General features: G+C 38.7%; 22 protein-coding genes. 8 read left to right on the top strand and 14 right to left on the bottom strand.

Annotated elements, in window-relative coordinates; all coding sequences use genetic code 11:
• Window positions 1-165: 165 nt before the first annotated feature.
• Window positions 166-4092: a phosphoribosylformylglycinamidine synthase gene (gene purL, locus H4J76_RS04330; RefSeq protein WP_182222231.1), complete on the top strand. Its 3927-nt coding sequence runs from the start codon at window positions 166-168 to the stop codon at window positions 4090-4092.
• A gap of 142 nt (window positions 4093-4234) precedes the next feature.
• Here the strand turns inward: purL and H4J76_RS04325 are convergent, their stop codons facing one another.
• Window positions 4235-5125 (bottom strand): universal stress protein, encoded by an 891-nt coding sequence (locus H4J76_RS04325; protein ID WP_182230162.1) that lies wholly within the window; start codon window positions 5123-5125, stop codon window positions 4235-4237.
• Window positions 5126-5501: 376 nt separating this feature from the next.
• Here H4J76_RS04325 and H4J76_RS04320 point away from each other — a divergent pair, with 376 nt between their 5' ends.
• Both H4J76_RS04320 and H4J76_RS04315 read left to right on the top strand, forming a co-directional pair.
• Window positions 5502-6176: a nitroreductase family protein gene (locus H4J76_RS04320; protein WP_182213965.1), complete on the top strand. Its 675-nt coding sequence runs from the start codon at window positions 5502-5504 to the stop codon at window positions 6174-6176.
• A 5-nt stretch (window positions 6177-6181) separates the two neighbouring features.
• Entirely contained in the window at window positions 6182-6796 is a 615-nt protein-coding gene (locus tag H4J76_RS04315) for a MarR family transcriptional regulator (protein WP_182230176.1), read from the top strand.
• Here the strand turns inward: H4J76_RS04315 and H4J76_RS04310 are convergent.
• From H4J76_RS04310 to H4J76_RS04275, 8 genes are all read right to left on the bottom strand, one after another.
• Window positions 6752-7390 (bottom strand): lytic transglycosylase domain-containing protein, encoded by a 639-nt coding sequence (locus H4J76_RS04310; protein WP_182230161.1) that lies wholly within the window; start codon window positions 7388-7390, stop codon window positions 6752-6754. The genes H4J76_RS04315 and H4J76_RS04310 overlap by 45 nt on opposite strands.
• A gap of 44 nt (window positions 7391-7434) precedes the next feature.
• Window positions 7435-7947 (bottom strand): tRNA adenosine(34) deaminase TadA, encoded by a 513-nt coding sequence (gene tadA / locus H4J76_RS04305; RefSeq protein ID WP_182230160.1) that lies wholly within the window; start codon window positions 7945-7947, stop codon window positions 7435-7437.
• Window positions 7948-7949: 2 nt separating this feature from the next.
• On the bottom strand, window positions 7950-9098 hold the full coding sequence (hemW, locus tag H4J76_RS04300) for a radical SAM family heme chaperone HemW (RefSeq protein ID WP_182230159.1): 1149 nt from the start codon (window positions 9096-9098) through the stop codon (window positions 7950-7952).
• A gap of 2 nt (window positions 9099-9100) precedes the next feature.
• Window positions 9101-9694 (bottom strand): XTP/dITP diphosphatase, encoded by a 594-nt coding sequence (locus tag H4J76_RS04295; RefSeq protein ID WP_182222193.1) that lies wholly within the window; start codon window positions 9692-9694, stop codon window positions 9101-9103.
• A gap of 85 nt (window positions 9695-9779) precedes the next feature.
• The gene (locus tag H4J76_RS04290; protein WP_070374257.1) at window positions 9780-10220 is read right to left on the bottom strand and encodes a DUF4426 domain-containing protein; all 441 of its coding nucleotides are present in this window, start codon (window positions 10218-10220) and stop codon (window positions 9780-9782) included.
• Window positions 10221-10314: 94 nt separating this feature from the next.
• Window positions 10315-10863 carry a YggT family protein gene (locus H4J76_RS04285; RefSeq protein ID WP_070374256.1) on the bottom strand — a complete coding sequence of 183 codons (549 nt, stop codon included), beginning with the start codon at window positions 10861-10863 and terminating at the stop codon, window positions 10315-10317.
• 42 nt (window positions 10864-10905) lie between these two features.
• Window positions 10906-11721 (bottom strand): pyrroline-5-carboxylate reductase, encoded by an 816-nt coding sequence (gene proC, locus H4J76_RS04280; RefSeq protein WP_070374255.1) that lies wholly within the window; start codon window positions 11719-11721, stop codon window positions 10906-10908.
• Window positions 11722-11812: 91 nt separating this feature from the next.
• Window positions 11813-12493: a YggS family pyridoxal phosphate-dependent enzyme gene (locus H4J76_RS04275; RefSeq protein ID WP_182214126.1), complete on the bottom strand. Its 681-nt coding sequence runs from the start codon at window positions 12491-12493 to the stop codon at window positions 11813-11815.
• Window positions 12494-12561: 68 nt separating this feature from the next.
• Here H4J76_RS04275 and H4J76_RS04270 point away from each other — a divergent pair, with 68 nt between their 5' ends.
• Together H4J76_RS04270 and H4J76_RS04265 are read left to right on the top strand one after the other, a co-directional pair.
• On the top strand, window positions 12562-13605 hold the full coding sequence (locus H4J76_RS04270; protein WP_070374253.1) for a type IV pilus twitching motility protein PilT: 1044 nt from the start codon (window positions 12562-12564) through the stop codon (window positions 13603-13605).
• Window positions 13606-14032: 427 nt separating this feature from the next.
• Complete coding sequence (locus H4J76_RS04265; protein ID WP_182213955.1) at window positions 14033-15160, top strand: PilT/PilU family type 4a pilus ATPase; 1128 nt, start codon at window positions 14033-14035, stop codon at window positions 15158-15160.
• A 119-nt stretch (window positions 15161-15279) separates the two neighbouring features.
• On the opposite strand, the gene ruvX is transcribed toward H4J76_RS04265, so the two are convergent.
• The 4 genes from ruvX to rsmE form a co-directional block, all read right to left on the bottom strand.
• On the bottom strand, window positions 15280-15714 hold the full coding sequence (gene ruvX, locus H4J76_RS04260) for a Holliday junction resolvase RuvX (RefSeq protein ID WP_070374251.1): 435 nt from the start codon (window positions 15712-15714) through the stop codon (window positions 15280-15282).
• Window positions 15715-15733: 19 nt separating this feature from the next.
• Window positions 15734-16288, bottom strand: coding sequence for a YqgE/AlgH family protein (locus tag H4J76_RS04255; protein ID WP_070374250.1), 555 nt, complete (start codon window positions 16286-16288; stop codon window positions 15734-15736).
• A 140-nt stretch (window positions 16289-16428) separates the two neighbouring features.
• A complete protein-coding gene (gene gshB / locus H4J76_RS04250; RefSeq protein WP_070374249.1) occupies window positions 16429-17385 on the bottom strand; it encodes a glutathione synthase in 957 nt (318 codons plus the stop codon).
• Between the two features lie 24 nt (window positions 17386-17409).
• Window positions 17410-18171, bottom strand: coding sequence for a 16S rRNA (uracil(1498)-N(3))-methyltransferase (gene rsmE / locus H4J76_RS04245; RefSeq protein ID WP_182213953.1), 762 nt, complete (start codon window positions 18169-18171; stop codon window positions 17410-17412).
• A gap of 239 nt (window positions 18172-18410) precedes the next feature.
• On the opposite strand from rsmE, the gene H4J76_RS04240 reads away from it, so the two are divergent.
• The 3 genes from H4J76_RS04240 (at window position 18411) to H4J76_RS04230 (ending at window position 23942) form a co-directional block, all read left to right on the top strand.
• On the top strand, window positions 18411-19595 hold the full coding sequence (locus H4J76_RS04240; RefSeq protein ID WP_182230158.1) for an efflux RND transporter periplasmic adaptor subunit: 1185 nt from the start codon (window positions 18411-18413) through the stop codon (window positions 19593-19595).
• Between the two features lie 10 nt (window positions 19596-19605).
• Window positions 19606-22713, top strand: a complete 3108-nt coding sequence (locus H4J76_RS04235) for an efflux RND transporter permease subunit (RefSeq protein ID WP_182230157.1) — start codon at window positions 19606-19608, stop codon at window positions 22711-22713.
• Between the two features lie 248 nt (window positions 22714-22961).
• Window positions 22962-23942, top strand: a complete 981-nt coding sequence (locus H4J76_RS04230; protein ID WP_182213947.1) for a rhodanese-related sulfurtransferase — start codon at window positions 22962-22964, stop codon at window positions 23940-23942.
• Window positions 23943-24033: 91 nt separating this feature from the next.
• Here H4J76_RS04230 and metK read toward each other — a convergent pair whose 3' ends face one another.
• Window positions 24034-25221 carry a methionine adenosyltransferase gene (gene metK, locus H4J76_RS04225; protein ID WP_182213945.1) on the bottom strand — a complete coding sequence of 396 codons (1188 nt, stop codon included), beginning with the start codon at window positions 25219-25221 and terminating at the stop codon, window positions 24034-24036.
• Between the last annotated feature and the right edge of the window lie 110 nt (window positions 25222-25331).

Genomic DNA, 25331 nt, shown 5'->3' with positions numbered 1-25331 from the left:
GCACTTTTTATCAATTATCAAGATTAACTGTTTAAGTTAATCTTTTAACGCTTATCAAAACCCTTTATATAAACTATAATATGCGCGATTTTTCTTCCATTATTTTAACTGCGAAAACGCAACTAAAATAAAACTAAACTGGTGATTACGTTTATGACGATGTTGATGAAAACCCTTCGCGGCGCTCCTGCTCTTTCAGACTTTCGAGTTAAAAAGTTATTGGCTCAATGCGCTGAATTAGAACTTCCTGTGACAGATATTTATGCTGAATTCACACACTTTGCACATATTTCAGCTGATCTTAGCGACGAAGAGTTTCAAGTTTTACAGCAACTTCTTAAGTATGGACCAAACATTGAAGAACATGAACCTGTTGGTCAATTTTTATTAGTTACTCCGCGTCCGGGTACTATTTCTCCTTGGTCTTCAAAATCAACAGATATTGCTCATAATTGTGGTCTAGCGAAAGTTAACCGTTTAGAACGAGGTATTGCTTATTATATTACCAGCAAACCTTTGGATGCAAAGCTGCAGGCTCAACTCAATCATTTAATTTCAGATCGAATGATGGAAACGGTCTTTACTGAGATGTCAGCAACGACTGCGCTTTTTGCGACGGCTGAACCTAGTGAATTAACCGTTATAGATATTGAAAATGGTGGTAAAAACGCATTAATGGCTGCTAACGTCGAATTAGGCTTAGCGCTAGCAGAAGATGAAGTAAATTATTTATTCGAAAACTTTACCAAATTAGGTAGAAACCCACACGACATCGAACTCTACATGTTTGCTCAAGCAAACTCTGAACATTGTCGTCATAAAATATTCAATGCTGACTGGACTATTGATGGCGTTAAACAGCCGAAATCGCTGTTTAAAATGATCCGTAATACCCATGAAATAAACCCTGACTTTGTCTTAAGTGCCTATAAAGATAACGCTGCCGTTATGGTCGGTAATAAGGGTGGTCGTTTCTTCCCTAATCCAGCAACCAACGTTTATAGTTATCATCACGAAGACATTCAAATTTTAATGAAAGTTGAAACGCATAATCACCCAACAGCTATTTCTCCTTACCCTGGAGCAGCAACAGGCTCAGGTGGTGAAATTCGTGATGAAGGCGCGACAGGTATTGGTTCCAAGCCCAAAGCAGGTTTAGTGGGCTTTTCAGTATCAAATTTACGCATTCCTAATTTTGTTCAACCCTGGGAAACTGATTTTGGTAAACCAGATCGTATCGTTTCAGCATTAGACATTATGTTGGAAGGTCCTTTAGGCGGAGCGGCATTTAATAATGAATTTGGCCGTCCAGCTATTTTAGGTTATTTCCGTACTTACGAAGAAGAAGTTAACTCGTTTAATGGCTCAGAGGTTCGTGGTTACCATAAACCCATCATGCTAGCCGGTGGTTTGGGTAATATTCGTGACGAACACGTACAAAAACGTGAAATTATTGTTGGTGCTCACTTAATCGCACTTGGTGGTCCGGCAATGAATATCGGTTTAGGTGGCGGAGCAGCATCATCAATGGCTTCTGGCCAATCAGCCGAGAACCTCGACTTTGCTTCTGTGCAACGTGAAAATCCTGAAATGGAACGTCGTTGCCAAGAAGTTATCGATAAGTGTTGGCAGCTTGGCGAAGACAACCCTATCGCTTTTATTCATGATGTTGGCGCAGGTGGTTTATCTAATGCATTCCCTGAATTAGTGTCTGATGGCGGTCGTGGCGGTGTTTTTGAACTGCGTAATGTTCCTAATGATGAACGCAGCATGGCTCCTCATGAAATCTGGTGTAACGAATCTCAAGAACGTTACGTTATTGCAGTATCAGACAAGAATTTAGCAACGTTTGAACAAATATGTCTTCGTGAACGCGCACCATTCTCAGTGGTAGGGCGTGCAACCGAAGAGGAACACTTAACGGTTACTGATGCACATTTTTCTGGTAATGCTAAATGCGATACCCCGATTGATTTGCCGCTTGAAGTCTTATTAGGCAAAACGCCTAAAATATTTAAAGATGTCGCCACAGCTAAAGCAGCGGGTGATGTGTTCTCTTTAACGGACATTACCTTAGCGGATGCCGCGGATCGCATATTGTCATTACCGACAGTTGCAGAAAAAACGTTCCTGATCACCATTGGCGATCGCTCGGTAACAGGTATGGTTAATCGTGATCAAATGGTTGGTCCTTGGCAAGTACCTGTCGCCGATTGTGGTGTAACCGCCTCTGCGCTTGACTCTTACCATGGCGAAGCGATGTCTTTGGGTGAACGTACACCGGTCGCATTATTAAACTTTGGCGCTTCTGCTCGTTTAGCGGTCGCTGAATCACTAACTAATATTGCCGGTACAGATATCGGTGATTTAAACCGTATTAAATTGTCTGCCAACTGGATGTCACCCGCAGGTCACCCAGGTGAAGATGCTGGTTTATACGAAGCGGTTAAAGCCATCGGCGAAGAACTTTGTCCTGCGCTTGGCTTAACTATTCCGGTTGGCAAAGACTCAATGTCAATGAAAACCAAATGGGAAGATAACGGCGAAGAAAAATCAGTCACTTCACCTATGTCATTAATCATTACTGCTTTTGGTGTTGTTGAAGATATTCGAAAAACAGTCACCCCTGAGTTAAGAATAGATCAAGGCGAGACTCGAATTTTAGCTATTGATTTATCAAAAGGTAAAAAGCGCTTAGGTGGCTCATGTTTAGCCCAGGTTTATAAGCACTTGGGTAATGAAACCCCCGATGTAGATTGTCCTGAAACCTTAAAAGGCTTCTTTAATGCTATGCAAACCTTGGTTCGTGATGAAAAGCTTATTGCTTATCACGATATTTCTGATGGTGGTTTATTCACAACTGTCGTTGAAATGGCTTTTGCTGGTCACACCGGTGTTGATATTGATCTAACAAAATTAAGCTCAGTTTCAGGTAATGACATTGACGTATTGTTTAATGAAGAGCTCGGTGCTGTTATTCAAATTCGTGAAAGCGATGTTGCAGCGATTGATGCTATTTTAGCGGCTCATGGAATTTTAGATTGTTGTACTGATATCGGCCGCATTAATAACGAAGATACGCTTCGCTTTAGCCGTGATGGCAAGGTAGTACTTGAAAATTCTCGTACTTACTATCGTACCGTCTGGGCACAAACCACCTACAGAATGCAGTCACTGCGTGATAACCCTGAATGTGCTCAACAAGAACATGATGTTAAGTACGATACCGAAGACCCAGGTTTACATGCTGAGCTTACTTTTGATATTAATGAGGATATTGTTGCTAAGTTAATTGCACAAGATTCATTGCAGGGCACTAACCCTAAAATTGCGATATTGCGTGAGCAGGGCGTTAACTCTCATGTTGAAATGGCGGCCGCTTTTGACCGTGCTGGTTTTGTTGCCATTGACGTGCATATGTCTGATATTTTATCAGGGCGTGCCGATTTAGCTGACTTTAACGGTTTAGTCGCTTGTGGTGGTTTCTCTTATGGCGATGTATTAGGTGCTGGCGAAGGTTGGGCAAAATCTATCTTGTTTAACAAAGATGCTAAAGCCATGTTCAAAGCCTTTTTCGAACGCCAAGATACTTTTACTTTAGGTGTTTGTAATGGTTGTCAGATGTTATCTAACCTGAAAGAAATTATTCCAGGTTCAGCAGCGTGGCCACATTTTGTACAAAACAAATCTGAACGTTTTGAAGCACGTTTCTCATTAGTTGAAATTCAAGAAAGCCCTTCAGTATTATTTAAAGGCATGTCAGGTTCTCGTATGCCGATTGCTGTTTCTCATGGTGAAGGTCATGCAGAATTTAGTTCTGAAGAAGCCATTGGCGCAGCCAATGATTCTGGCACGGTTTCAATGCGTTATGTTGATAACTATGGTCAAGTTACTGAAACTTACCCAGCTAACCCGAACGGCTCGCCAGACGGTATTACCGCCCTAACCACAACAGACGGCCGTGTTACTATTATGATGCCACACCCTGAGCGTGTTTTTAGAACGGTTGCAAACTCATGGCACCCAGATGAATGGCAAGAAGACTCACCTTGGGTACGCATGTTCCGTAATGCGCGTGCTTTTATTGGTTAATTTTTTTGAGTGTGTCTAGTTAAAAATAAAGCACTTAAGCATTTAATGCCGTTCACTTAAGGTGAACGGTATTTTTTTGTCTAAAATTATTTTAATCAGAAAGTTATTTATAGGGTTGTTTTAATAAGAAAATAATTTTTGCTCAGTGGTGTGGTTTATCTGCATGGTTATTAGATTGCTTTAATGCTAACAAGTCACAATGTAAGTTATTTAAAACATAATCAAGCGTGTGACCTTTAATTCTAGATAACCATCCTTGGTGCTCCCCATATCCCATAACCACAACATTCGCATTATATTTATTTGCTAAAGATGGAATAATATCATCGGCTAATCCTTCCTCAACGTGTAAATTTTCACCTTTAAAATGATAGGGTTTAACGAATGATGTCAGATGATCTAAATGATTTTTAGATTGTTTCATTGACTTCATTGGCTGAAAGGAAACACTGCAACTTTCTAAATAACAATTAAACAAATGAATATCACTCATTAATAGTTTTGCTAAATCAGATGATTTTTCAATAATTTCATTATTAAATGTTTTATGCGTTACGGTATTTTCCTCTGTTTCAATAGCCGCTAGTACATTGCCATTATTTAACCATTGATGGTCACCAACGAATAAAACTGATGTATCTGAAACACGTAATAAATGCGTATACTCTGCTTGTTCAAACGTCCAAAGGTGTGGTGCTTTTTTTAGGTTTTCTGCTACCACCAAGTCATACTGATTTTCCTTTAGTTGCTTTTTTAGCGTGATAAATTGATCGCGCTCCTCGCGTATTTTATAGTTAATAGAAATACCTTCTTGTTTGGCAAGATGAATTAAGCTATTAATTTTTTCTTCATTATCTAACTCAGTTGTTGTTTTATGATTAAGCCAGCGTTCATAGCGAGAAGGTTTTTCTTTTGTTGCTAAAACAGTGACGCGAGCGTGATTATTTTTAGCCAAAAGTATCGATTTTTTTAGTGAAATTAAATCGCTCGTTCTAGGTTTAACTAGCGTTAATATATTTGAGAAGCTATCCATGGAAGTGTCTCCAGTTACTTTAAAAGCAAATAATTAAATATAGTTTATTTATGAAAATAGGTTATGTAGCCACAAGACTTATTTAAACTTAAAAAGGAAGGATTTATAATAAAATAATCATAAAAAGTAGAACATATATACAGATTTTAATTGTTGATTTTAGTTTATTGAAAATATTAGCGTTAATTGTAAAATTAATTATAAAGCGTAATTTTACTTAACTGCTTTGATTTCAATTTATTTAACTTATCGACAATAGTGTAAAAATATAGGTACGGAAAATAGCATGCTGACTATAATTGTTGTTGCACTTGCAATATCTGTACAGTGTTATATCCTGCTAGCTATTGGTATTAAATAAAATGGATAAATCTCGATGCAAGATCATGACTCAAGCCCGCTCACCGATTACATTGAATACCCTGTTGAAGAAATGCGCTTGCGTTCTGAAAACTTCTACTTGGATATAAAGCGTCGCCATAGCATTCGCAATTTTAGCGATCGCCCTGTGCCTAAAGAGATTATAGAAAACTGTATAAAAGCGGCTGCAACGGCGCCAAGTGGTGCTAATCATCAACCTTGGCACTTTGTCGCTGTGCATAGTAGCGATATAAAAAAGAAAATTAGAGAACAGGCTGAATTTCATGAACGAGGCTTTTATGAAGGCCGAGCAGGTGAAGAGTGGCTAGGTGCTTTAAAAGCGCTCGGCACAGATGCTAATAAACCTTACTTAGAAAATGCACCATGGCTTATCGCCATATTCAGCCAAAAGAAAGGTGGCATAAGTTCAACAGAGAAAAACACTAACTATTATGTTCATGAATCTGTTGGGATCGCGACGGGCTTTTTAATTAATGCCTTGCATACCTCTGGTTTAGTGACGCTAACCCATACACCAAAACCTATGTCTTTTTTAAGTAAAGTGTGTGGACGTCCAGAAAATGATCGCGCTTATATGTTACTTATTACCGGCTATCCAAGCGAAGATGCTACTGTGCCTCAGCATGCTTTAGTTAAAAAACCACTGAATGAAATTGCGACTTTTTTGTAGTCCTTATTTTAAAACCCCGAGGTACTCTCATTACTATATCTGCCAGAAATAAAGCGTTTAGACTAACGAAAGAAATAGCTGAACCCTTAGATTTAACCAAGCACTTACCGTTTAGAGTCGCGGTTGTTAGCAATTTACTCGCTTTAAATCGTGACTGGAAAATTCGTGAACTCTGTGATCTAGAACCCAGAGAAATGCGCGTTCTATTAAATATTGGCTCATACATGCCGATTAAATCAGCGGACATTGCTTATCAATCTCGTATTGATTCTTATAATGTTAGTCGTGCAGTAAAAGCATTAGATAAAAAAGGTTTAATCGACATTCGTCGAGATGAAAAAAGTAAAAACATTAAAATTTTAGCCCTAAATGACCAAGGTAAGGCGTTATATCAACAGCTTACTACCGCGATGGAGTTGCGTTCAAAAGAGCTTGAAAGTGTTTTAACCGCTGATGAAACTAGTGCTTTTTATAATACGCTCAGTAAAATTGAAGATAAAGTCGAACAATTACTAGCGAAACAAGCGCTCACTAAAATAGCGCGAGGTGAAGATGCTCCTGGCGATCAAAAAGAATTAATTCGTTGGTACAAAAAAGGGCGAAGTGGTGATGTGGGTTAAATAGCGCTGATGTAAAATTTTTACCCGTTCAACATAAATTTCAGTTTCAGGGAAAGGGGGCACGCCGTTATACCTTTTAACAGCACCTTCGCCTGCGTTATAGGCCGCTGAAACTAACGTAATATTACCACCGTACTTTCTTATTAAACGTGCTAAATGTTTACTGCCTGCGCTAATATTTTGTTTAGCATCGAATGAATTCCTAACGCCTAACGCTTTAGCTGTTGCCGGCATTAACTGCATGAGCCCTTGTGCGCCAGTTTTAGACAAAGCTTGTGGGTTAAAGTGTGATTCGGCATGAATGACCGCAAGAATAAGGGCAGGGTCAATTTTATAAAGCTTTGCCTGTTGATTGATGGTTGATCTGAAGTGATCAATAAATAAACGCGTGTTATGCCAGTTAACCATAGCGTTAAGTTTACAGGCAAAGCAACCTATGCTGATCTGTTGATAACTTGAGGTACTAGGGGGAATATCAGAAAAAGAGCTGATGCCTTTTTCTGATTGATATTGGTAAACTCTCACACTATCTTCTGCAATGGCATGATGAGTGAAGCACATAAATAGGAACAATAAGCCGCAAGATAATTTCAATAAAACGCTCTAGATTGAAGTAACAATAATACTGAGTATAGCGCTTATTTTTGTACTAACTTCGCTTGCTGTTTTAGTGCTCTTTTCTCAGCTCTGCGGCGTTTAAAAAAAGCGGACAGTAATTGGCTACATTCTTCTGCCATTATGCCACAAGACAGCACAATTTGATGATTATGCTTTTCATCAGACAATAAATTAAAGGCACTACCTGCAGCGCCTGTTTTTAAGTCTGGCGTCGCGTACACCACGCGTTTAATTCGGCTATGTACCAATAAACCAGCACACATTGGGCAAGGCTCCAATGTTACATAGAGCGTACAGTCGAGCAGACGGTAGTTTTGTAAAGCTAAGCCAGCTCGGCGTATCGCAACCATTTCAGCGTGGGCTGATGGGTCGTTAAGTGTAATCGACTGATTGTAGCCTTCACTTATCACTTGATTATTAGCGACAACCACAGCACCAACGGGGATTTCGTTAATCGCTTCTGCTTGTTGGGCAAGCTCAAAAGCTCGTTGCATAAACACTTGGTCTAATGCTTGTTGTGCTTCACTATCCATCACTATAAAAACATCTCGAGTAAGTCATTTAAATAGCGATGACCTAATTTACTGACTTGCCAAGTGCCATCATTGTTTTCTTGCATCAATTGTTTTTGTTTAGCGATTTGCAATGTCGGCAAGACAGTTTCAATTGATAAGCCTGTTCTTTGTTGATATTCCGTTAAGCTAAAACGTTCATGTAAGCGCAGTCTGTTCATCATATATTCAAAAGGTAATTCTTGTGCACTGACTTCAACTAAATGATCTAAGTGTGGACGACTCTCGTCTAAGTAACCTTTAGGGTGTTTTACTTTGATGGTACGGAAAATTTTACCATTAAGTGGATCTGTTATTTTGCCATGTGAGCCACAGCCAATGCCCAGATAATCACCAAACTGCCAGTAATTGATATTATGCTGACATTCAAAACCGGGTTTACTGTAAGCCGATATTTCGTATTGCTGATAACCCGCGGCAGCTAATAAGGCGATACCTTGATCTTGAATATCCCAAAGTACTTCGTCTTCAGGCAACTTAGGCGGGCGAGAATGAAAAGCGGTATTGGGTTCTATTGTTAACTGATACCAAGATAAATGGGTTGGATTCAGTGAAATAGCGGTGGTTAAATCATCAAGGGCGTTAGCAATGTTTTGCTGTGGTAAGCCATGCATTAAGTCAAGATTAAAGGTTTTTATACCACAAGAATAAGCCAACTCGGCTGCTTTTTTTGCTTGGTTACTGTCATGAATTCGACCTAATTTTATTAGTTTGTCAGATTCAAAACTTTGTACACCAATCGATAGTCTTGAAACACCACCATTAAAGAATCCAATAAACTTTTCAGCTTCAACGGTGCCTGGGTTCGCTTCTAACGTTATTTCAATGTCATCTTTATGTGAGAAGCGCGCAAGGACTTGGGTTAATAAACTTTCAATCGCCTGTGCAGAAAATAAGCTCGGTGTACCACCACCAATAAAAATAGTGTGTAATGGGCGATCACTTAGAGAGAACTTGGCGATATCTGCATCTAAATCATCAATAAGATGTTTTACATACTCTTCTTCTGGAACCGCTGATTTCAAAGCATGTGAGTTAAAATCACAATATGGGCATTTTTCAACACACCAAGGGATATGGATATATAAAGAAAGCGGGGGCGCTTGTAGCATTATTATTTAACACCAAAATGTTGTACAAGCTTAGCAAGTGCTTGGCCGCGGTGACTTAAACTATTTTTTAAATCGCGAGGCAATTGTGCTGAAGTTTGTTGCTGTAGCTCTTGCCAAAAAATAGGATCATAACCAAAACCTTGTTCGCCCAATTTTTCATGGGTAATTGTGCCTTCCCAAACGCCATGACAAATTATCGGCGTTGGATCGTGCTCGTGTTTCATATAAACCAGCACACAATGAAATCTAGCGGTACGTAGTTCATTAGGTATATTCTCTAATGCTTTTAACAGTTTATCAGTATTGTCACTATCACTAGCGTTTTCACCCGCGTAACGCGCCGAATAAACCCCCGGTGCGCCATTTAATGCATCAACCTCTAAACCTGAGTCGTCAGCGATTGCCGGTAAGCCCGTTATTTTAGCTGCATGACGCGCTTTAATGATGGCATTTTCAACAAAAGTAGTGCCTGTTTCTGCCACTTCACTGACATTAAATTCACTTTGGGGTTTTATTTCAATGTTATGTGCGGCTAATAAATGGCTAAGCTCTTTAACTTTACCTGGGTTGCCTGTGGCTAATACGATGGTTGACATTTTGTACCTTGAGCGTGTAGAAATGAAAAAGTAAAATCAGGTAAAACCTGATTTTATATATTAATTATTTGTATACAATTAGTGATTAATCAACATAAAATTTCTGTTTGAATTTAAGCTGGTGGGTTTCTTTGCCGTCACTAATGGTGATATCAAAGTAAAAGGTTTCTTCGTTGGTGTAATTAACTTGTGCTAAATAATAAATAGCATCACCTTCTTTTACTTCGTCAAATTCAAGGGTTTTGATTTGACCAATATCATTTCGAGCTTTTCCTTGAATAGTTACTGCTTTAGCTGGCGTTGACGGTTTAGTATCGTCTAAAACCGAAATATTAATTAAACCGTTAAAACGACTACGTTCAATATCATAAGCTTTTGCGACTTTTGGGGTTAAAAATGTGGCATTTATTGCCATATAATGAACTTGCATCGAACCCAATTTTTTCATGTTTTCAGCAAAAACGTTACTGACTAGGGTCAATGAAACTAAAATAATAAATAAACAGGTTTGAAAGATATTTTTCATAATGTGTTCCTTTTTGTTTTAATGATCCATACATTTAATAAGACAGGTTTTATAGCCAAATTATTACAAAACCTGTTTTATTGTTTCTACGTTATTATAGCATTGCCCAACCTGGAATGGCGCCAGATAGGAAAATATTAATTACGTTTAGTAATAAGAAAGCAATAAGTATAGATAAGTCTAAACCACCAATGCTGGGTACAATACGTTTTATCGGTTTTAAAAACGGTTCAGTTAACTGCTGGAAGATAGCTTGCGTAGGGTTATAACCCTGAACTACCCAGCTCATTAATGCCATAACGAGCATTAACATAAATAGCAATACACCCGTTTGTTTAATTAAATAAATAAGACCTAAGTATAGCGCCGAAATAATATTGATATCTCCACCATTAAGTAATGGGATAAGAATAAACTTTAACGCTGCTACGGCAAAAGCTAACAGCAATGTTGATACATCAATACCACCAAAACCAGGTATAACGCGGCGAAGCGGAATAACGGCTGGGTTGGTAACTTTTACAATAAACTGGCTTAACGGGTTATAAAAATCAGCACGGACCAATTGTAACCATACACGTAAAACTAACAACATTAATAATGCGTCAAAGGCAAAGCTCAGCAAATAATTAATGGCTTCCATCTACTTCTCCAAAACTTAATAATTAATAAAATTCAAACGGTATTAAACGTTATTTTGCGCCATTTCTTTCGCGCGATGCAATGCACTGTTCATTGCATTTGTTACTATTTTATCCAAACCATCATCTATAAAAGAATTAATAGCAGCATTGGTTGTACCACCTTTTGAGGTGACCTTAGCGCGTAATTCACTGATTGGAATATCGTTGTTTACCACCATTTGCGCAGCACCTAAAGCGGTTTGCTGCACTAATTCACGGCTTTCTTTTGCTGAAAAACCTAACGCTATCGCTTGTTTTTCCATCGCTTCCATAAACAAAAAGAAATAGGCAGGCGCTGAGCCAGAAACCGCGATAATATTGTCAATTTCATCTTCAGTGGCTAACCACTTGATAATACCTACCGAACTCATTAGTTCTTCGGCAACCTGTTTTTGTTGAGTATTAACATTTTCGTCGGCATATAAACCAGTAACACCTAAACCAATCTGCGACGGGGTATTGGGCATAGTACGAATAATGCCACAAGGTTTGGCTAAGGCTTTTTGCATTTGTGCAACAGTGCAGCCAGCAGCAACGGAAATAAAGCACTTGTTGCTAATATCAATTTCTTGGCTGATTTTTTGGCAAACCTCAGCAATAAAGTGAGGTTTAACACCAAGTACAATAAAATCTGCAAAATTAGCCGCAACGATATTGTCTGCTGTTTCTTTAATACCAAGTTGCTCTTGTAAAGCCAGTCGCTTCTCAGGTGAAGGGTTTGATACGATAATATCTTGAGCGGCAAAGCCTGTGTTTACTAAGCCAGAAATAATTGCGCCATTCATGTTACCAGCGCCAATAAAAGCAATTTTTGTCATGAAATACCTATGATAAATAAGAATGTGAATATTTTAACTATTGTAACGAATTATACTTAAAGAAAGTGAAATAGATTGTATCCGAATATAACTATTTATCTTCTCTAGCGCCAAAAATGGCTGAGCCAACTCTGACCATAGTCGAACCTTTGGCAATAGCGTCACTCAAGTCACCTGACATGCCCATCGATAAAGTATCCATACTAGGATGTTCTTTTTTTAATTGCGTATAAAGTTGCTGCATTTTTTCAAAACTTTGTTCTGAGGCATTTTTCTCAGGGATAGCCATTAAGCCGCGAAGGGTTAAATGTGGGCAATGCTCAATACAATCAACTAACGCTTTAATATCTTTAACGGCTATGCCAGACTTGCTTTCTTCGCCACTAATATTGACTTGTAAACAAACGTTGAGGGGAGTATCTTGGCTAGACCTATGATCATTAAGGCGTTTTGCTACTTTAATGCGGTCAACACTATGTACCCAAGCAAAGTTATCGGCAATTAATCGTGTTTTGTTTGACTGTATAGGACCAATAAAATGCCAAGTAATGTCTGACAAACTTTGTAATTCTGCTATTTTTTCAACGGCTTCTTGAATATAGTTTTCACCAAATTCTCGTTGGCCCGCTAAATAAGCTTGTTCGATCATGGCACTAGTTTTGGTTTTACTTACCGCGAGTAAGGTCACCTGTGAAGATGGACGTTTTGCTAGCTCGCAAGCATTAAAAATTTGCAGATTTATCTTAGCAAGATTATCTTTAATGGGTGTCATATTGTTTTGTGTCAATTTAGTTTCAACTTACTTTATATTATAAAAAATAATTATTAAGAGGTCTTTTTATGGATATTACCGAATTACTTGCTTTTAGTGTGGAAAATAATGCATCTGATCTACATTTATCTGCAGGCACTCCGCCTTCAATTCGTGTTGACGGTGACGTACGTAAACTCAATATCCCAGCATTTGACGAGAAAGATGTTAATGCTCTGGTCTATGATATTATGAATGATCGTCAACGCAAAGAGTATGAAGAAAATTTAGAAGTCGATTTTTCTTTTGAAGTGCCAAATTTAGCACGTTTTCGTGTCAATGCTTTTAATCAAAATCGTGGCCCTGCAGCGGTATTTCGTACTATTCCAAGCAAAATATTATCCTTAGATGATTTAGGCTGTCCTGATATCTTTCGTGAAATTTCTGATATACCTAGAGGCTTAGTTTTAGTCACGGGCCCAACAGGCTCAGGTAAATCAACCACTTTAGCGGCTATGGTCGATTATATTAATAACAACAAACACGATCATATTCTTACCATTGAAGATCCTATTGAGTTTGTTCACGAAAACAAAAAATGTTTAATAAACCAACGTGAGGTTCATCGCGATACACTAAGTTTTGAAGCTGCTCTGCGCAGTGCTTTACGTGAAGACCCTGATGTTATTCTTGTTGGTGAAATGCGCGACTTAGAAACCATTCGTTTAGCGATGACAGCGGCGGAAACCGGCCACTTAGTTTTTGGTACTTTACATACAACCTCTGCACCAAAAACCATCGACCGTATCATTGATGTTTTCCCCGGTGAAGAGAAATCTATGGTGCGTTCAATGTTATCAGAATCACTTCGTGCGGTTATTTCACAAACCTTGATTAAAAAAGTGGGTGGGGGTCGTGTTGCCGCTCATGAGATAATGTTAGGTGTTCCTGCAATAAGAAATTTAATTCGTGAAGACAAAATAGCGCAGATGTACAGTGCCATTCAAACCGGTATGTCTCATGGTATGCAAACTATGGATCAGTGCTTGCAAGGTCTAGTGAATAGAGGCTTAATAACTAAGCAAGATGCGATGGAAAAAGCAGTGGATAAAAATCAATTTAGAGGTTTCTAAAGCCAGCTCAAACCATGGGTATCTATTGCTTGCAAGGTCTAGTGAATCGAGGCCTGATAACTAAACAAGATGCGATGGAAAAAGCAGTGGATAAAAATCAATTTAGAGGCTTCTAATTTAGAGGTTTCTAAAGCCAGCTCAAACCATGGGTATCTATTGCTTGCAAGGTCTAGTGAATAGAGGCCTGATAACTAAACAAGATGCGATGGAAAAAGCAGTGGATAAAAATCAATTTAGAGGCTTTTAAAGCACGGTCAAACCATGGGTATCTATTGTCTACAAGGTCTAGTGAATAGAGGCCTAATAACTAAACAGGATGCGATGGAAAAAGCAGTTGATAAAAATCAATTTAGAGGTTTTTAAAACTAGCTCAAACCCTAGGTGTCTATTACTTCACATTACGGTTTAAAAGATAAGAGAAAGATCAATGAATTTTCATGACTTATTACAAAAGATGGTAAAAGAAGGTGCCTCTGATATGTTTGTTACCGCTAAGCTTGCGGTAAGCGCCAAAGTAAATGGCGAGTTACAAGCAATCGATGATCACCTTTTAACAAGCGATGAATCGTTAGCTCTTGTTCATAACGCAATGAACGATAAACAGAAAAAGCAATTTACTGAAGAAAAAGAATGTAACTTTGCCATTTCAATTGACGACATTGGCCGCTTCCGTATTTCAGCCTTTTGGCAACGCGATATGGCAGGTATGGTTGTCCGACGTATCGTCACAGAAATACCTGATGCTGACGAACTCGGTTTACCGCCAATCTTAAAAGATGTAGTCATGTCAAAGCGCGGTTTAGTACTTTTTGTTGGTGGCACGGGTACGGGTAAATCAACATCAATGGCTTCATTGATTGGCTATCGTAATAAAAATTCGCGTGGCCATATTCTTACCATTGAAGACCCTGTTGAATTTGTTCATGAACATGCGCGTTGTATGGTAACGCAACGAGAGGTTGGTTTAGACACTGAAAGTTTCGATGCGGCCTTAAAAAGCTCATTACGCCAAGCACCCGATGTTATCTTAATTGGTGAGATCCGTAACCAAGAAACCATGGAACATGCGTTAAGCTTTGCTGAAACCGGGCACTTATGTATCGCAACCTTGCATGCAAATAATGCTAACCAAGCGATTGACCGTATTATGCATTTAGTGCCTGCCGATCAACATGGCAAGTTATTGTTTGATTTAGCGTTAAATTTACGCGGTATTATCGCTCAGCAACTGATCCCTACCTGCGACGGTAACGGGCGTGTTGCGGCGATTGAGATCTTACTTAACTCGCCTTATATCGCTGAACTTATTAAAAAAGGTGATATTGGTAGTATTAAAGAAGTGATGGAAAAGTCTAAAGAACTTGGCATGCAGACCTTTGATGGTGCTTTGTTTGAGTTGTATCAAAAAGGCTCAATAAACTATGCTGATGCATTGCATCATGCTGATTCACCTAATGATTTACGCTTAATGATTAAGTTGCGCAGTAATGAGCAAGGAGGCACCGGTGCATTAAGTGGCGTGACCATTGACGGTTTTGGCCCTAAAGATATTTAGTTAACAGATACTTAAGAAACATTGCTAGGTGTTAAGCTAAGTTTCTTGAACCGTGTAACAATAGATAGTCAAACCACTTGACGCATGAGCTTTATGTGGTTTGACTATATTGCTATTTTCTAGTCGTAAAGCGTTTCAAAATAGCTTTCAATAATTAATCTTGCTGACTCAGCATCAATATTATCCTTTTTTAAATTACGATAGCCTCCTGCGGCAAATAAACGTTCTTTGGCATCTGCTGTGGTTAAACGTTCATCTTGAAATTCTACCTTCAGGGCGAATTTATTCGATAAGCGGTTACCAAATTTTTTGGCATCAAGGGTTAATTGTTGCTCACTACCATCCATATTTAAGGGTAATCCCACTACTAAATAGTCAGGTTGCCATTCTTTAATAAATTTTGTTAATTCCATCTCATTAGGAATACCTTCTTTAGCTCTAATCGAGCCTAAAGGAGAGGCACTTCCGGTCATTTCTTGGCCAACAGCAACGCCAATATATTTTTTACCAAAATCAAAACCTAAAACGGTGCGTTGGCCGACATCTTTTGACACTTATTATTCCTCAATGTTGTTAAGCATGGCCAATATCCGTAGATAAATGAGCCATATCAATACCTAGTTTTTCTGTGGCTTTTTTCCAGCGCTGCTCAATCGGTGTATTAAAAACAATATCACCATCAGCAGGGGTTAAAAGCCAGGCGTTAGTTTTTATTTCTTCTTCTAATTGACCAGGCCCCCAACCAGCATAACCTAAGGTAACCATATATTTTTCAGGCGCACCTTCTGTCCCTAACGCCATTAAAATATCTTTAGAGGTGGTGATCATGACCTCTTTACTTAGCGATAACGATTGTTTCCAGCAATCTTGTGGGCTATGTAGAACAAAACCTCGGTCTTGAGAAACAGGACCTCCGGTTAGCACTTGTTGACCTAACTCAGGTGCTTGTTCTTTTTTAGCATCTATCTGGATGAGCAATTCGTTTAAAGTCACATTAACGGGTAAGTTAATAATAAGACCCATAGCGCCTTCTTCATTGTGCTCACAAATATAAGTTACGGTTTTATTAAAATAGGCATCGTCTAATGCAGGCATTGCAATTAATAGTTGATTTTCTAAGCTTTCCATACCATCACCTTTTACACTTTAAGTTTTAAAAAAACTCTATGTATCATTGTTTTTATAGAGGTATGGTGATCGTTTATTTCAAAGGATCACCGCTAGTAGAGACTCATAACTTTAAATGGTAAAAAATATAACTAAAATATTTATACTCTAGGACGAATATTTTCTTCTATTGCATCCATTAATTTTCCACTGATATTAATAGGATATGCAGCTTCAATTTCTCGGATACAGGTGGGACTGGTAACGTTAATTTCGGTAACTTTGTCACCAATAACATCTAACCCAACAAAGTATAGACCACGTTTCTTCAATTCTGGTGCAATAGTTTCAGCAATTAACCTATCGGTAGCACTAAGGGGTCTTGCTTCACCACGGCCACCGGCAGCTAGATTACCACGCGTTTCACCTTGTGCAGGGATACGTGCAAGGCAATAAGGCATAGGTTCACCGTTAACAATAAGAATACGTTTATCACCATCTTTAATTTCAGGCATGAATTCTTGCACCATGGCGTATTGATTACCGTGGTTGGTGAGTGTTTCTAATATAACACCGACATTAGCATCATTTTCTTTTATACGAAAAATTGACGCACCGCCCATGCCATCAAGTGGCTTAATAATAATGTCTTTTTCTTTTTGATGAAATTCACGAATTTTATCATTGTTACGTGTCACTAAGGTACGTGGTGTCAACTCTGCAAACCAAGCGGTGAAAAGTTTTTCGTTACAGTCACGCAAGCTTTGTGGTTTGTTTACAATTAATGTGCCTTCAACTTCTGCGCGCTCAAGCATGTAGGTCGCGTAGATAAATTCGGTATCAAAAGGAGGATCTTTACGCATTAAAACCGCGTCAAGTTCTGAAACAGCTATGTCGTTTACTTCGTCTAGTTCATACCAATGTTGAGGATCGTCAAAAACCTTTAATTTTTGTGCTGTGGCACGGCATTGTCCTTGATCAAGGTATAAATCTTTCATTTCCATGTAATAAATTTCGTAACCGCGCTTTTGAGCTTCGAACATCATCGCCATAGATGAATCTTTCTTTACATTGACCTGTGAAATAGGGTCCATTACTACGCCAAGTTTAATTGTCATCTTTATTTCCTAATGTGTTCGTTACTAATTAATATCGCCAAAGCGGCATTGCAATGCGGTAATTGCCGTTAATGCTGCCGTTTCTGTTCTTAATATTCTTGGTCCTAATAAAACATCAACAAAAGAGGCTTGATTGGCTCGTTTAATTTCATCGTCACTTAAACCGCCTTCTGGACCAATAAGTAAACGCACTCGCTGATTTGAATCATTTATGTTTTTTTCAGGCAAATTCATTATTGAGTATTGCGCTTTTGGGTGTAAATTTAGTTTTAATGAAGCAGTTTGTTGAGTTAGCCATTCATCTAAATAAACAGCAGGCATAACAATAGGGACCGAACAACGGCCACTTTGTTCACAAGCACTGACCACTATTTTTTGCCATTGGTCTATTTTTTTCTGTAAGCGATCGCCGTTTAGCTTTACTCCGCAACGTTCGGTAAATAGCGGGGTAATGGTGTTAACACCCAGCTCCACCGATTTTTGTAAGGTAAAGTCCATTCGGTCGCCACGTGAAATACCTTGCCCTAAATGAATATTTAATGGTGATTCAACATTTTTTTCGCTGAACGATTTTATAATGACTTGGGCATTTTTTTTACTAACGTCAGTTATTTCAGCTTGATAATCGCCAAGTACACCTTGGTTTAATTCGCCATTAAAAAGGGTTAAATCATCACCACTTTTTAAACGCAGAACTCTTATGGTATGGCCAAAGGCATCTTCACTTAAAGTAATAGTGTCGCCAACAGAAAATGATTGTTGCTGAAAAATTCTAGGATTGCTCATTTTTATTAATATTTTTTATTATCTTATCAAGAAATATAAGGGCGACTTGCTCATATTTCAATTATGATTTTATAAAATAGCGTAAAAACGGCTATTTAAAAAAAGCATAAGGTGTTTTCAATGTTTAAATACATTTTCAGACTGAATTAACTATCATCACATGTAATAATATATTCTTTAGCAATTTATTCTTAATAGTAGTTTTGTCACGTGCTGTTAGCACTAAACGGAGAACATAGATGTTCACAAAATATCAGCAAGCTTTTCAACCTATTTTATTTCGCGTTAGTCTTTTATCAGTGATGACTTTTACAGTGATAAGTTGTGGACAAGTTGAACAAGTTAAAATAGCAGCTCCTGCTCCCGCTGTTTCTGTTTATCAAATAAAGGTCAATGAAATTGGTAGTTACCGTGAATTTGTTGCTCGTTCAGTTGCGTCAAAAGAAGTTGACTTACGCGCTAGGGTTGAAGGTGAGTTAATCGATCGTAACTTTAGTGAAGGCTCTATTGTTGAAAAATCTCAAGTGTTACTTAATATTGATCCCGCGGCTTACCAAGTTTCTTTAGAGTCAGCAAAAGCCGATTTAGCCAGTAAAGTCGCTGGTGCTAATGGTGCTGCAAGAGACTTAAAACGTGGGCGTGAAGTCGCAGGGCAAGGTTATATTTCTCAATCTGATCTCGATAAATTAATAACTAATGATTCACAAGCAAGGGCATCAGTGCAGGTCGCCCAATCAACATTAGAAAACGCTGAGTTGAATTTAAGTTACACCGTTATTAAAGCGCCATTTTCAGGACGTATTGGCAAAGTAAATTATAGTATTGGCACGATTATCAGCCCAAGTAGTAACACACTGGCGACATTAACAGCAACAGATCCTATGTATGTCAGTTTTCAAGTAGAAGAAAGCGAATATGTTTCTTATTTACAAAAACATAAAAACACTCAAAAGCCTGAAGATTTATCGATTGATATTTCCTTACTTTTACCTAATAACACTCAATATAGTGAAAAGGGCCTGTTAACGTTTGCCGGAACAAAAATAGATCAAGGCATGGGAACGGTTGAATTACGCGCAATATTTAATAACCCTGATGGTATTATTGTGCCCGGTTTATTTCTTACTTTAATTATAGAAGGTAAGAAAAAAGAACAAATGGCCTTAGTGCCTCAGGTCGCTGTACAGGAAAGCCAACAAGGAAAATTTGTCCTTGTTGTTGGCGAAGATAATAAAGTTTCACAGCGTCTGGTTACTTTAGGGCGAAGAATTAATGCAATGTGGGTGGTTGAATCAGGTATTAACGCCAACGAGCGGGTTATTGTCGAAGGTTTACAAAAAGTCAGAAATGGTGTTGAAGTTAAACCCGTAGCTAAAAGTATTGATCCATTTACCGGTATTATTTCTGACTTTTTAGCCCAATAAGGGGACTGCTATGATCAGTAAAACGTTTATTCATCGCCCCAAGTTTGCCTTTGTTATTTCAATTGTTATCACCTTAGCAGGCATCATTGCTATGGGCTTATTACCCGTTAATATGTACCCACAAATAACACCACCACAAGTGCAAATTACTGCGGTGTATCCAGGTGCGAGTGCGCAAGTTGTCGAAGAGTCAGTTATTCGTCCCATTGAAGAAAAAATCAATGGTGTCGAAGATATGATGTACATCGAATCAACCGCTTCAAATAATGGCTCAGCAACCATTACCGTGTTTTTTAAAGTCGGTATCGATGACAATATGGCACAGGTCAATGTGCAAAATCGTGTCGCATTGGCTCAAAGTGCATTGCCTTCAGAAGTAACACGCTTGGGGGTTACGGTTAAGAAAAAGTCTAGCTCGATGTTAATGGCGATCAATTTATTTTCAAAACAAGCTGAAATCGACCAATTGTTTTTAAGTAACTATGCGACTAATTCACTAACTGAACCGTTAGGACGTATCCCTGGCGTTGCTGAAGCCAGTGTGATGGGTGAAATGACTTACAGCATGCGTGCATGGTTAAGACCCGACCGTATGGCATCATTAGGGGTTACCGTTACCGAGGTAAAACAAGCCCTTCAAGAACAAAATTTAATTGTTGCTGCTGGCAAGTTAGGTGCAAGCCCGGCATTGCCTAACCAACAATTTGAGTACTCCATTCAAGCAAGAGGGCGCTTAAAAACGGTTGAAGAGTTCGGGCAAACCATTGTTCGTGCTCGCACAAACGGTAATTTTGTCCGTTTGTGCGATATTGCACGCTTAGAACTAGGATCGCAAAACTATGGTGTTCAAGCACGCTTAAATGGCAACGAAACTGCATTCTTAGTTATTTATCAATTACCTGGTGCAAATGCAACAGAAGTTGCTCGTTTGGTTAAACTGGAAATGGAAAAACTATCAACACGTTTTCCTGCAGGGCTTGAATACGCTATCCCTTACGATACCACTGAGTTTATCTTACGCTCTATTGACGAAGTGAAAGTGACTTTATTTCAGGCGATAGTCTTAGTAGTTTTAGTAGTGTTCTTATTTTTACAAAATTGGCGAGCAACACTTATTCCGACCATCGCGATACCTGTGTCATTAATAGGTACTTTTGCCTTTATGTTGGCCATGGACTATTCGATAAACACTATCACTCTTTTTGGCTTAGTACTGGCGATAGGTATAGTCGTTGACGATGCGATTATCGTTATTGAAAACGTAGAACGAATCCTTAAAGAAGAGCAACTTGAAATAAAAGCCGCTGTCACTAAGGCAATGGAACAAGTCTCAGGTCCTATTATAGCGACTACTTTGGTGTTACTAGCAGTATTTATTCCTGTGGCCTTTATGCCAGGTATTACCGGAGAACTGTACAAACAATTCTCGGTTACTATTTCATTTGCCGTTATCATTTCTTCTGTTAATGCCTTAACACTTAGCCCTGCGCTTTGTACGGTGTTATTAAGTAAAGATAATATGAAGCCAATAAAATGGTTAATTCCCTTTGAACGGGGTATTAAGAAGATGACTGGAGGCTATACCACAGCGGTAAATTTTTTATTAAAACGCGCCGCTCGTGTTGGTATTATTGTTGGTGTTTTATTTATGGCAACTGGTTGGTTAACAACGTCGGTACCTTCGGGGTTTGTGCCAAGTGAAGACCAAGGTTATGTTTTTCTTAATATTCAATTACCAGATGCTGCATCGAGTAATAGAACACAAGCACTTATTGATAAAATAACGCCGATAATAAAAGCTGATCCTGCGGTGACTGATGTGATTACTGTTGCTGGTTTTTCATTATTAGGAGGAGCGGGTTCTAATAATGGTTTAGGCATTATTATGCTAAAAGATTGGGAGGACAGAACTGAACCAGAATTAGCGTTACGTGCTGTTATTCAACGTTTAATGGGGCAACTTTGGACCATACCAGACGCGCAAATCATGATATTTAATCCGCCGCCTATTCCTGGGCTAGGGTCAAGTTCGGGGTTTGAATTTAAATTACAAGATAGTGAAGGCAGAAGCCCAAGTGATTTGGCGCAAGTGATGAATGGTCTTATTTATGAAGCTAATCAGCGTCCTGAATTAAATCAAGTTTTTAGTACTTACCGCGCTAATGTTCCGCAATATTTTTTAGAGGTCGATCGAAATAAAGCCAAAGCCCAAGGTGTCGCTTTGTCTGATATTTTTATTACTTTACAAGCCCAACTTGGCTCAATGTATATTAACGATTTTAGCCAGTTTGGTCGTACTTATAGAGTAACTGTTCAAGCAGAAAAAGAGTTCCGCAAAGACCCGTCTGACTTACGTCACTATTTTGTCCGTAATCAAGAGGGTGAAATGGTGCCATTAACGACACTGGCTAAGTTAGAACCTATTTTAGGACCAACAAGTATCGGACACTTTAATTTATATCGTAGTGCTAACATTACTGGGCAAGCAGCGAGTGGTCATTCATCAGGTGAGGCAATAGCTATTATGGAAGAATTAGCTGGAAACTTACCTCAGGGCTATATTTTCGAATGGGCCGGGCAGTCTAAACAAGAAATTGAGGCAGGTAATTTAGCACCTGTTCTATTTGGCTTAGCATTGTTGTTTGTTTACTTATTTTTAGTGGCGCAATATGAAAGCTGGACCATACCATTCTCGGTTATCGCAGCGGTTCCCTTGGCATTGTTTGGTTCAATGTTAACGCTGTATATCTTGGGCATGGAGAATAACATTTATGCTCAGGTGGGGTTAGTGCTACTCATCGGCTTATCGACTAAAACCGCGATTCTTATTGTTGAGTTTGCCATGGAACTTAGAGCCGCAGGTAAAAGTATTATGGAAGCCGCGCTTGATGCCGCAAAATTAAGATTTAGAGCCGTATTAATGACTGCACTCTCTTTTGTGTTAGGTGTAATTCCTTTGGTTATGTCTTCGGGGGCAGGCGCTAGTAGCCGGATATTCTTGGGTGTTACCGTACTATCAGGTATGTTAGCTGCTACTATATTGGGTACTTTACTTGTGCCATATTTCTATATGATTATTCAAAGGTTGCGCGAAAAACTTAAAGGCTCACCGAGTTAACGAATTTTTATTGAAATACTTTGCCTTTTAAAAGACTTTTCACTGTGGTGTTAAGTCTTTTTTTAGCTCTAAATAATACGATAGACAACAACTTTATAATTAAGGCGAGCGACGAGGTACTTTATCTAAATAAGCGCTTTTGATAGAATGCGCATCTTTCGACTAACATCGCTAGTAGCAGGTGTTGGTTTTATATTAATCTACAGCTCCGGATTTACGTTCTGGCTGGCTCAATGGGTATTATTACTATGCAAAATATTACTGTCTGTGCACTTTATAAATTTGTGCGCTTAGAAAACTTCGAACAACTTAAATCACCTTTATTAAGCGTTATGTTAGAAAACGAGATCAAAGGTACGTTATTACTCGCTAACGAAGGTATTAACGGTACGGTTGCAGGTACAAAAGCCAGTATCGATCTGCTTTTAGCTCATTTAGAGACGGATGAACGTTTAATTAATGTTTCTCATAAATATTCATATGCTGATGAAAACCCTTTTCAACGTAGCAAAGTAAAATTAAAAAAAGAAATTGTTACTATGGGTGTTGAAGGCATTGACCCATTATTAACCGTTGGTACTTATGTGAAACCAAAAGACTGGAATGCGCTTATTTCAGATCCAGAAGTTTTATTGATTGATACGCGTAACGATTATGAAATTGAAATTGGTACCTTTAAAAACGCCGTTAACCCTAAGACTGAAACGTTCCGTGAATTTCCAGAATATGTTGCCCAACATTTAGATAAAAATAAGCACAAAAAAGTGGCTATGTATTGTACTGGTGGTATTCGTTGCGAAAAATCAACAGCTTACTTGAAAGAGCAAGGCTTCGAAGACGTTTACCACCTTGAGGGAGGTGTGCTTAAATATTTAGAAGAAGTTGAACAAGAGAATTCAATGTGGGAAGGCGAATGTTTTGTTTTTGATGGCCGTGTTGCCGTTGGACATGGTTTAGAGCAAGGCCAGTACGACCAATGTTTTGCTTGTCGTTACCCGATAACAAGCGAAGAAATGCAAAGCGAACACTATGTTAAAGGTGTGAGTTGTCATCGTTGTTATGACAAGTATACCGACGAGCAGCGCAGTGGTTTCGCTGAGCGTGAGCGTCAAATAAATTTAGCGAACCAACGAGGCGAAAAGCATATTGGTGGCAATGTTCAAGATGTTATCGAACAACGACGAAAAGATAAAGTTGCCAGCAAAAAAGCACAGTCGACTAAGTCGTGATGAGCTAGGTTGCTATTTACCCTTTGAACATAAAAAAAGCGACTTATTAAGTCGCTTTTTTATTAGGAGCCTTGATGTTTAGTCGTGAAAACTAAAAACCAGCAGCTTTTCTAAGTGCGTCAGCTTTATCAGTTCTTTCCCACGTAAATGCAGTAAAAGTATCATCACCAACAGTGACTTCAACAGGTTCACGACCAAAATGTCCGTAAGCTGCTGTCATCTGATACATAGGGTGTAACAAATCAAGCATCTTAGTAATGCCGTATGGTCGTAAATCAAAATGTGCTCTTACCAATTCAATTAATTTTGCTTCAGAGACTTTACCGGTACCAAAGGTTTCAATTGAAATTGACGTTGGCTCAGCAATACCAATGGCATAAGAAATTTGAATTTCACAACGGTCAGCTAAACCAGCCGCAACGATGTTTTTTGCTACATAACGACCAGCATAAGCAGCACTGCGATCAACTTTTGATGGATCTTTTCCTGAGAAAGCACCACCACCATGACGAGCCATGCCGCCATAGGTATCAACAATAATTTTACGACCCGTTAAACCACAATCACCTACCGGACCACCAATAACAAAACGGCCAGTAGGATTAATAAAGTATTTAGTATCTTTAGTTAATAACTCGGCAGGTAACACAGCTTTGATAATATTTTCCATCACAGCTTCGTGCAAATCTTCTTGAGAAATCTCTGGATTATGTTGAGTTGATAAAACAACCGCGTCAATCGCTACTGGCTTATTATCTTCATAAATAAAAGTGACTTGAGATTTAGCATCAGGACGCAACCAAGGTAAGACCCCTGATTTACGCACTTCAGCTTGACGCTCTACTAAACGATGAGAATAAAATATTGGTGCAGGCATTAACGTTTCAGTTTCATTGGTCGCATAACCAAACATTAATCCCTGGTCACCAGCACCTTGATCTTCAGGGTTTGCTCGGTCAACACCTTGGGCAATCTCAGGTGATTGCTGACCAATTAAATTCATAATGCCACAAGTTTCACCATCAAAACCAACGTCAGACGAAGTATAGCCAATATTACTGATAACATTACGGGTAATCGCTTCTAGATCAACCCATGCCGTGGTAGAAACTTCACCTGAAATAATAGCTACACCAGTTTTCACCATAGTTTCACAAGCGACACGAGCATTCTTATCTTTAGCGATAATAGCATCAAGTACCGCATCAGAAATTTGATCGGCGATTTTATCCGGATGACCTTCAGAAACTGATTCAGAAGTGAAAAATTGAGTAGACATATAACCTCAGAAAAATGTAATAGTTTAAAATATTTTCGAATTGGAGTTATTCTAACTGCAAGATTAACTATTTTCTAGTTTTTTTACGCCTAGATGGCTAAACGGCTAAA

This window comes from Colwellia sp. BRX9-1 (genome assembly GCF_014077195.1).
In the GTDB taxonomy this organism is placed as follows: Bacteria; Pseudomonadota; Gammaproteobacteria; order Enterobacterales; family Alteromonadaceae; genus Colwellia_A.
The sequence above is the reverse complement of the archived record's forward strand: the minus strand, read 5'-3'. Positions and strand labels throughout refer to the sequence as shown.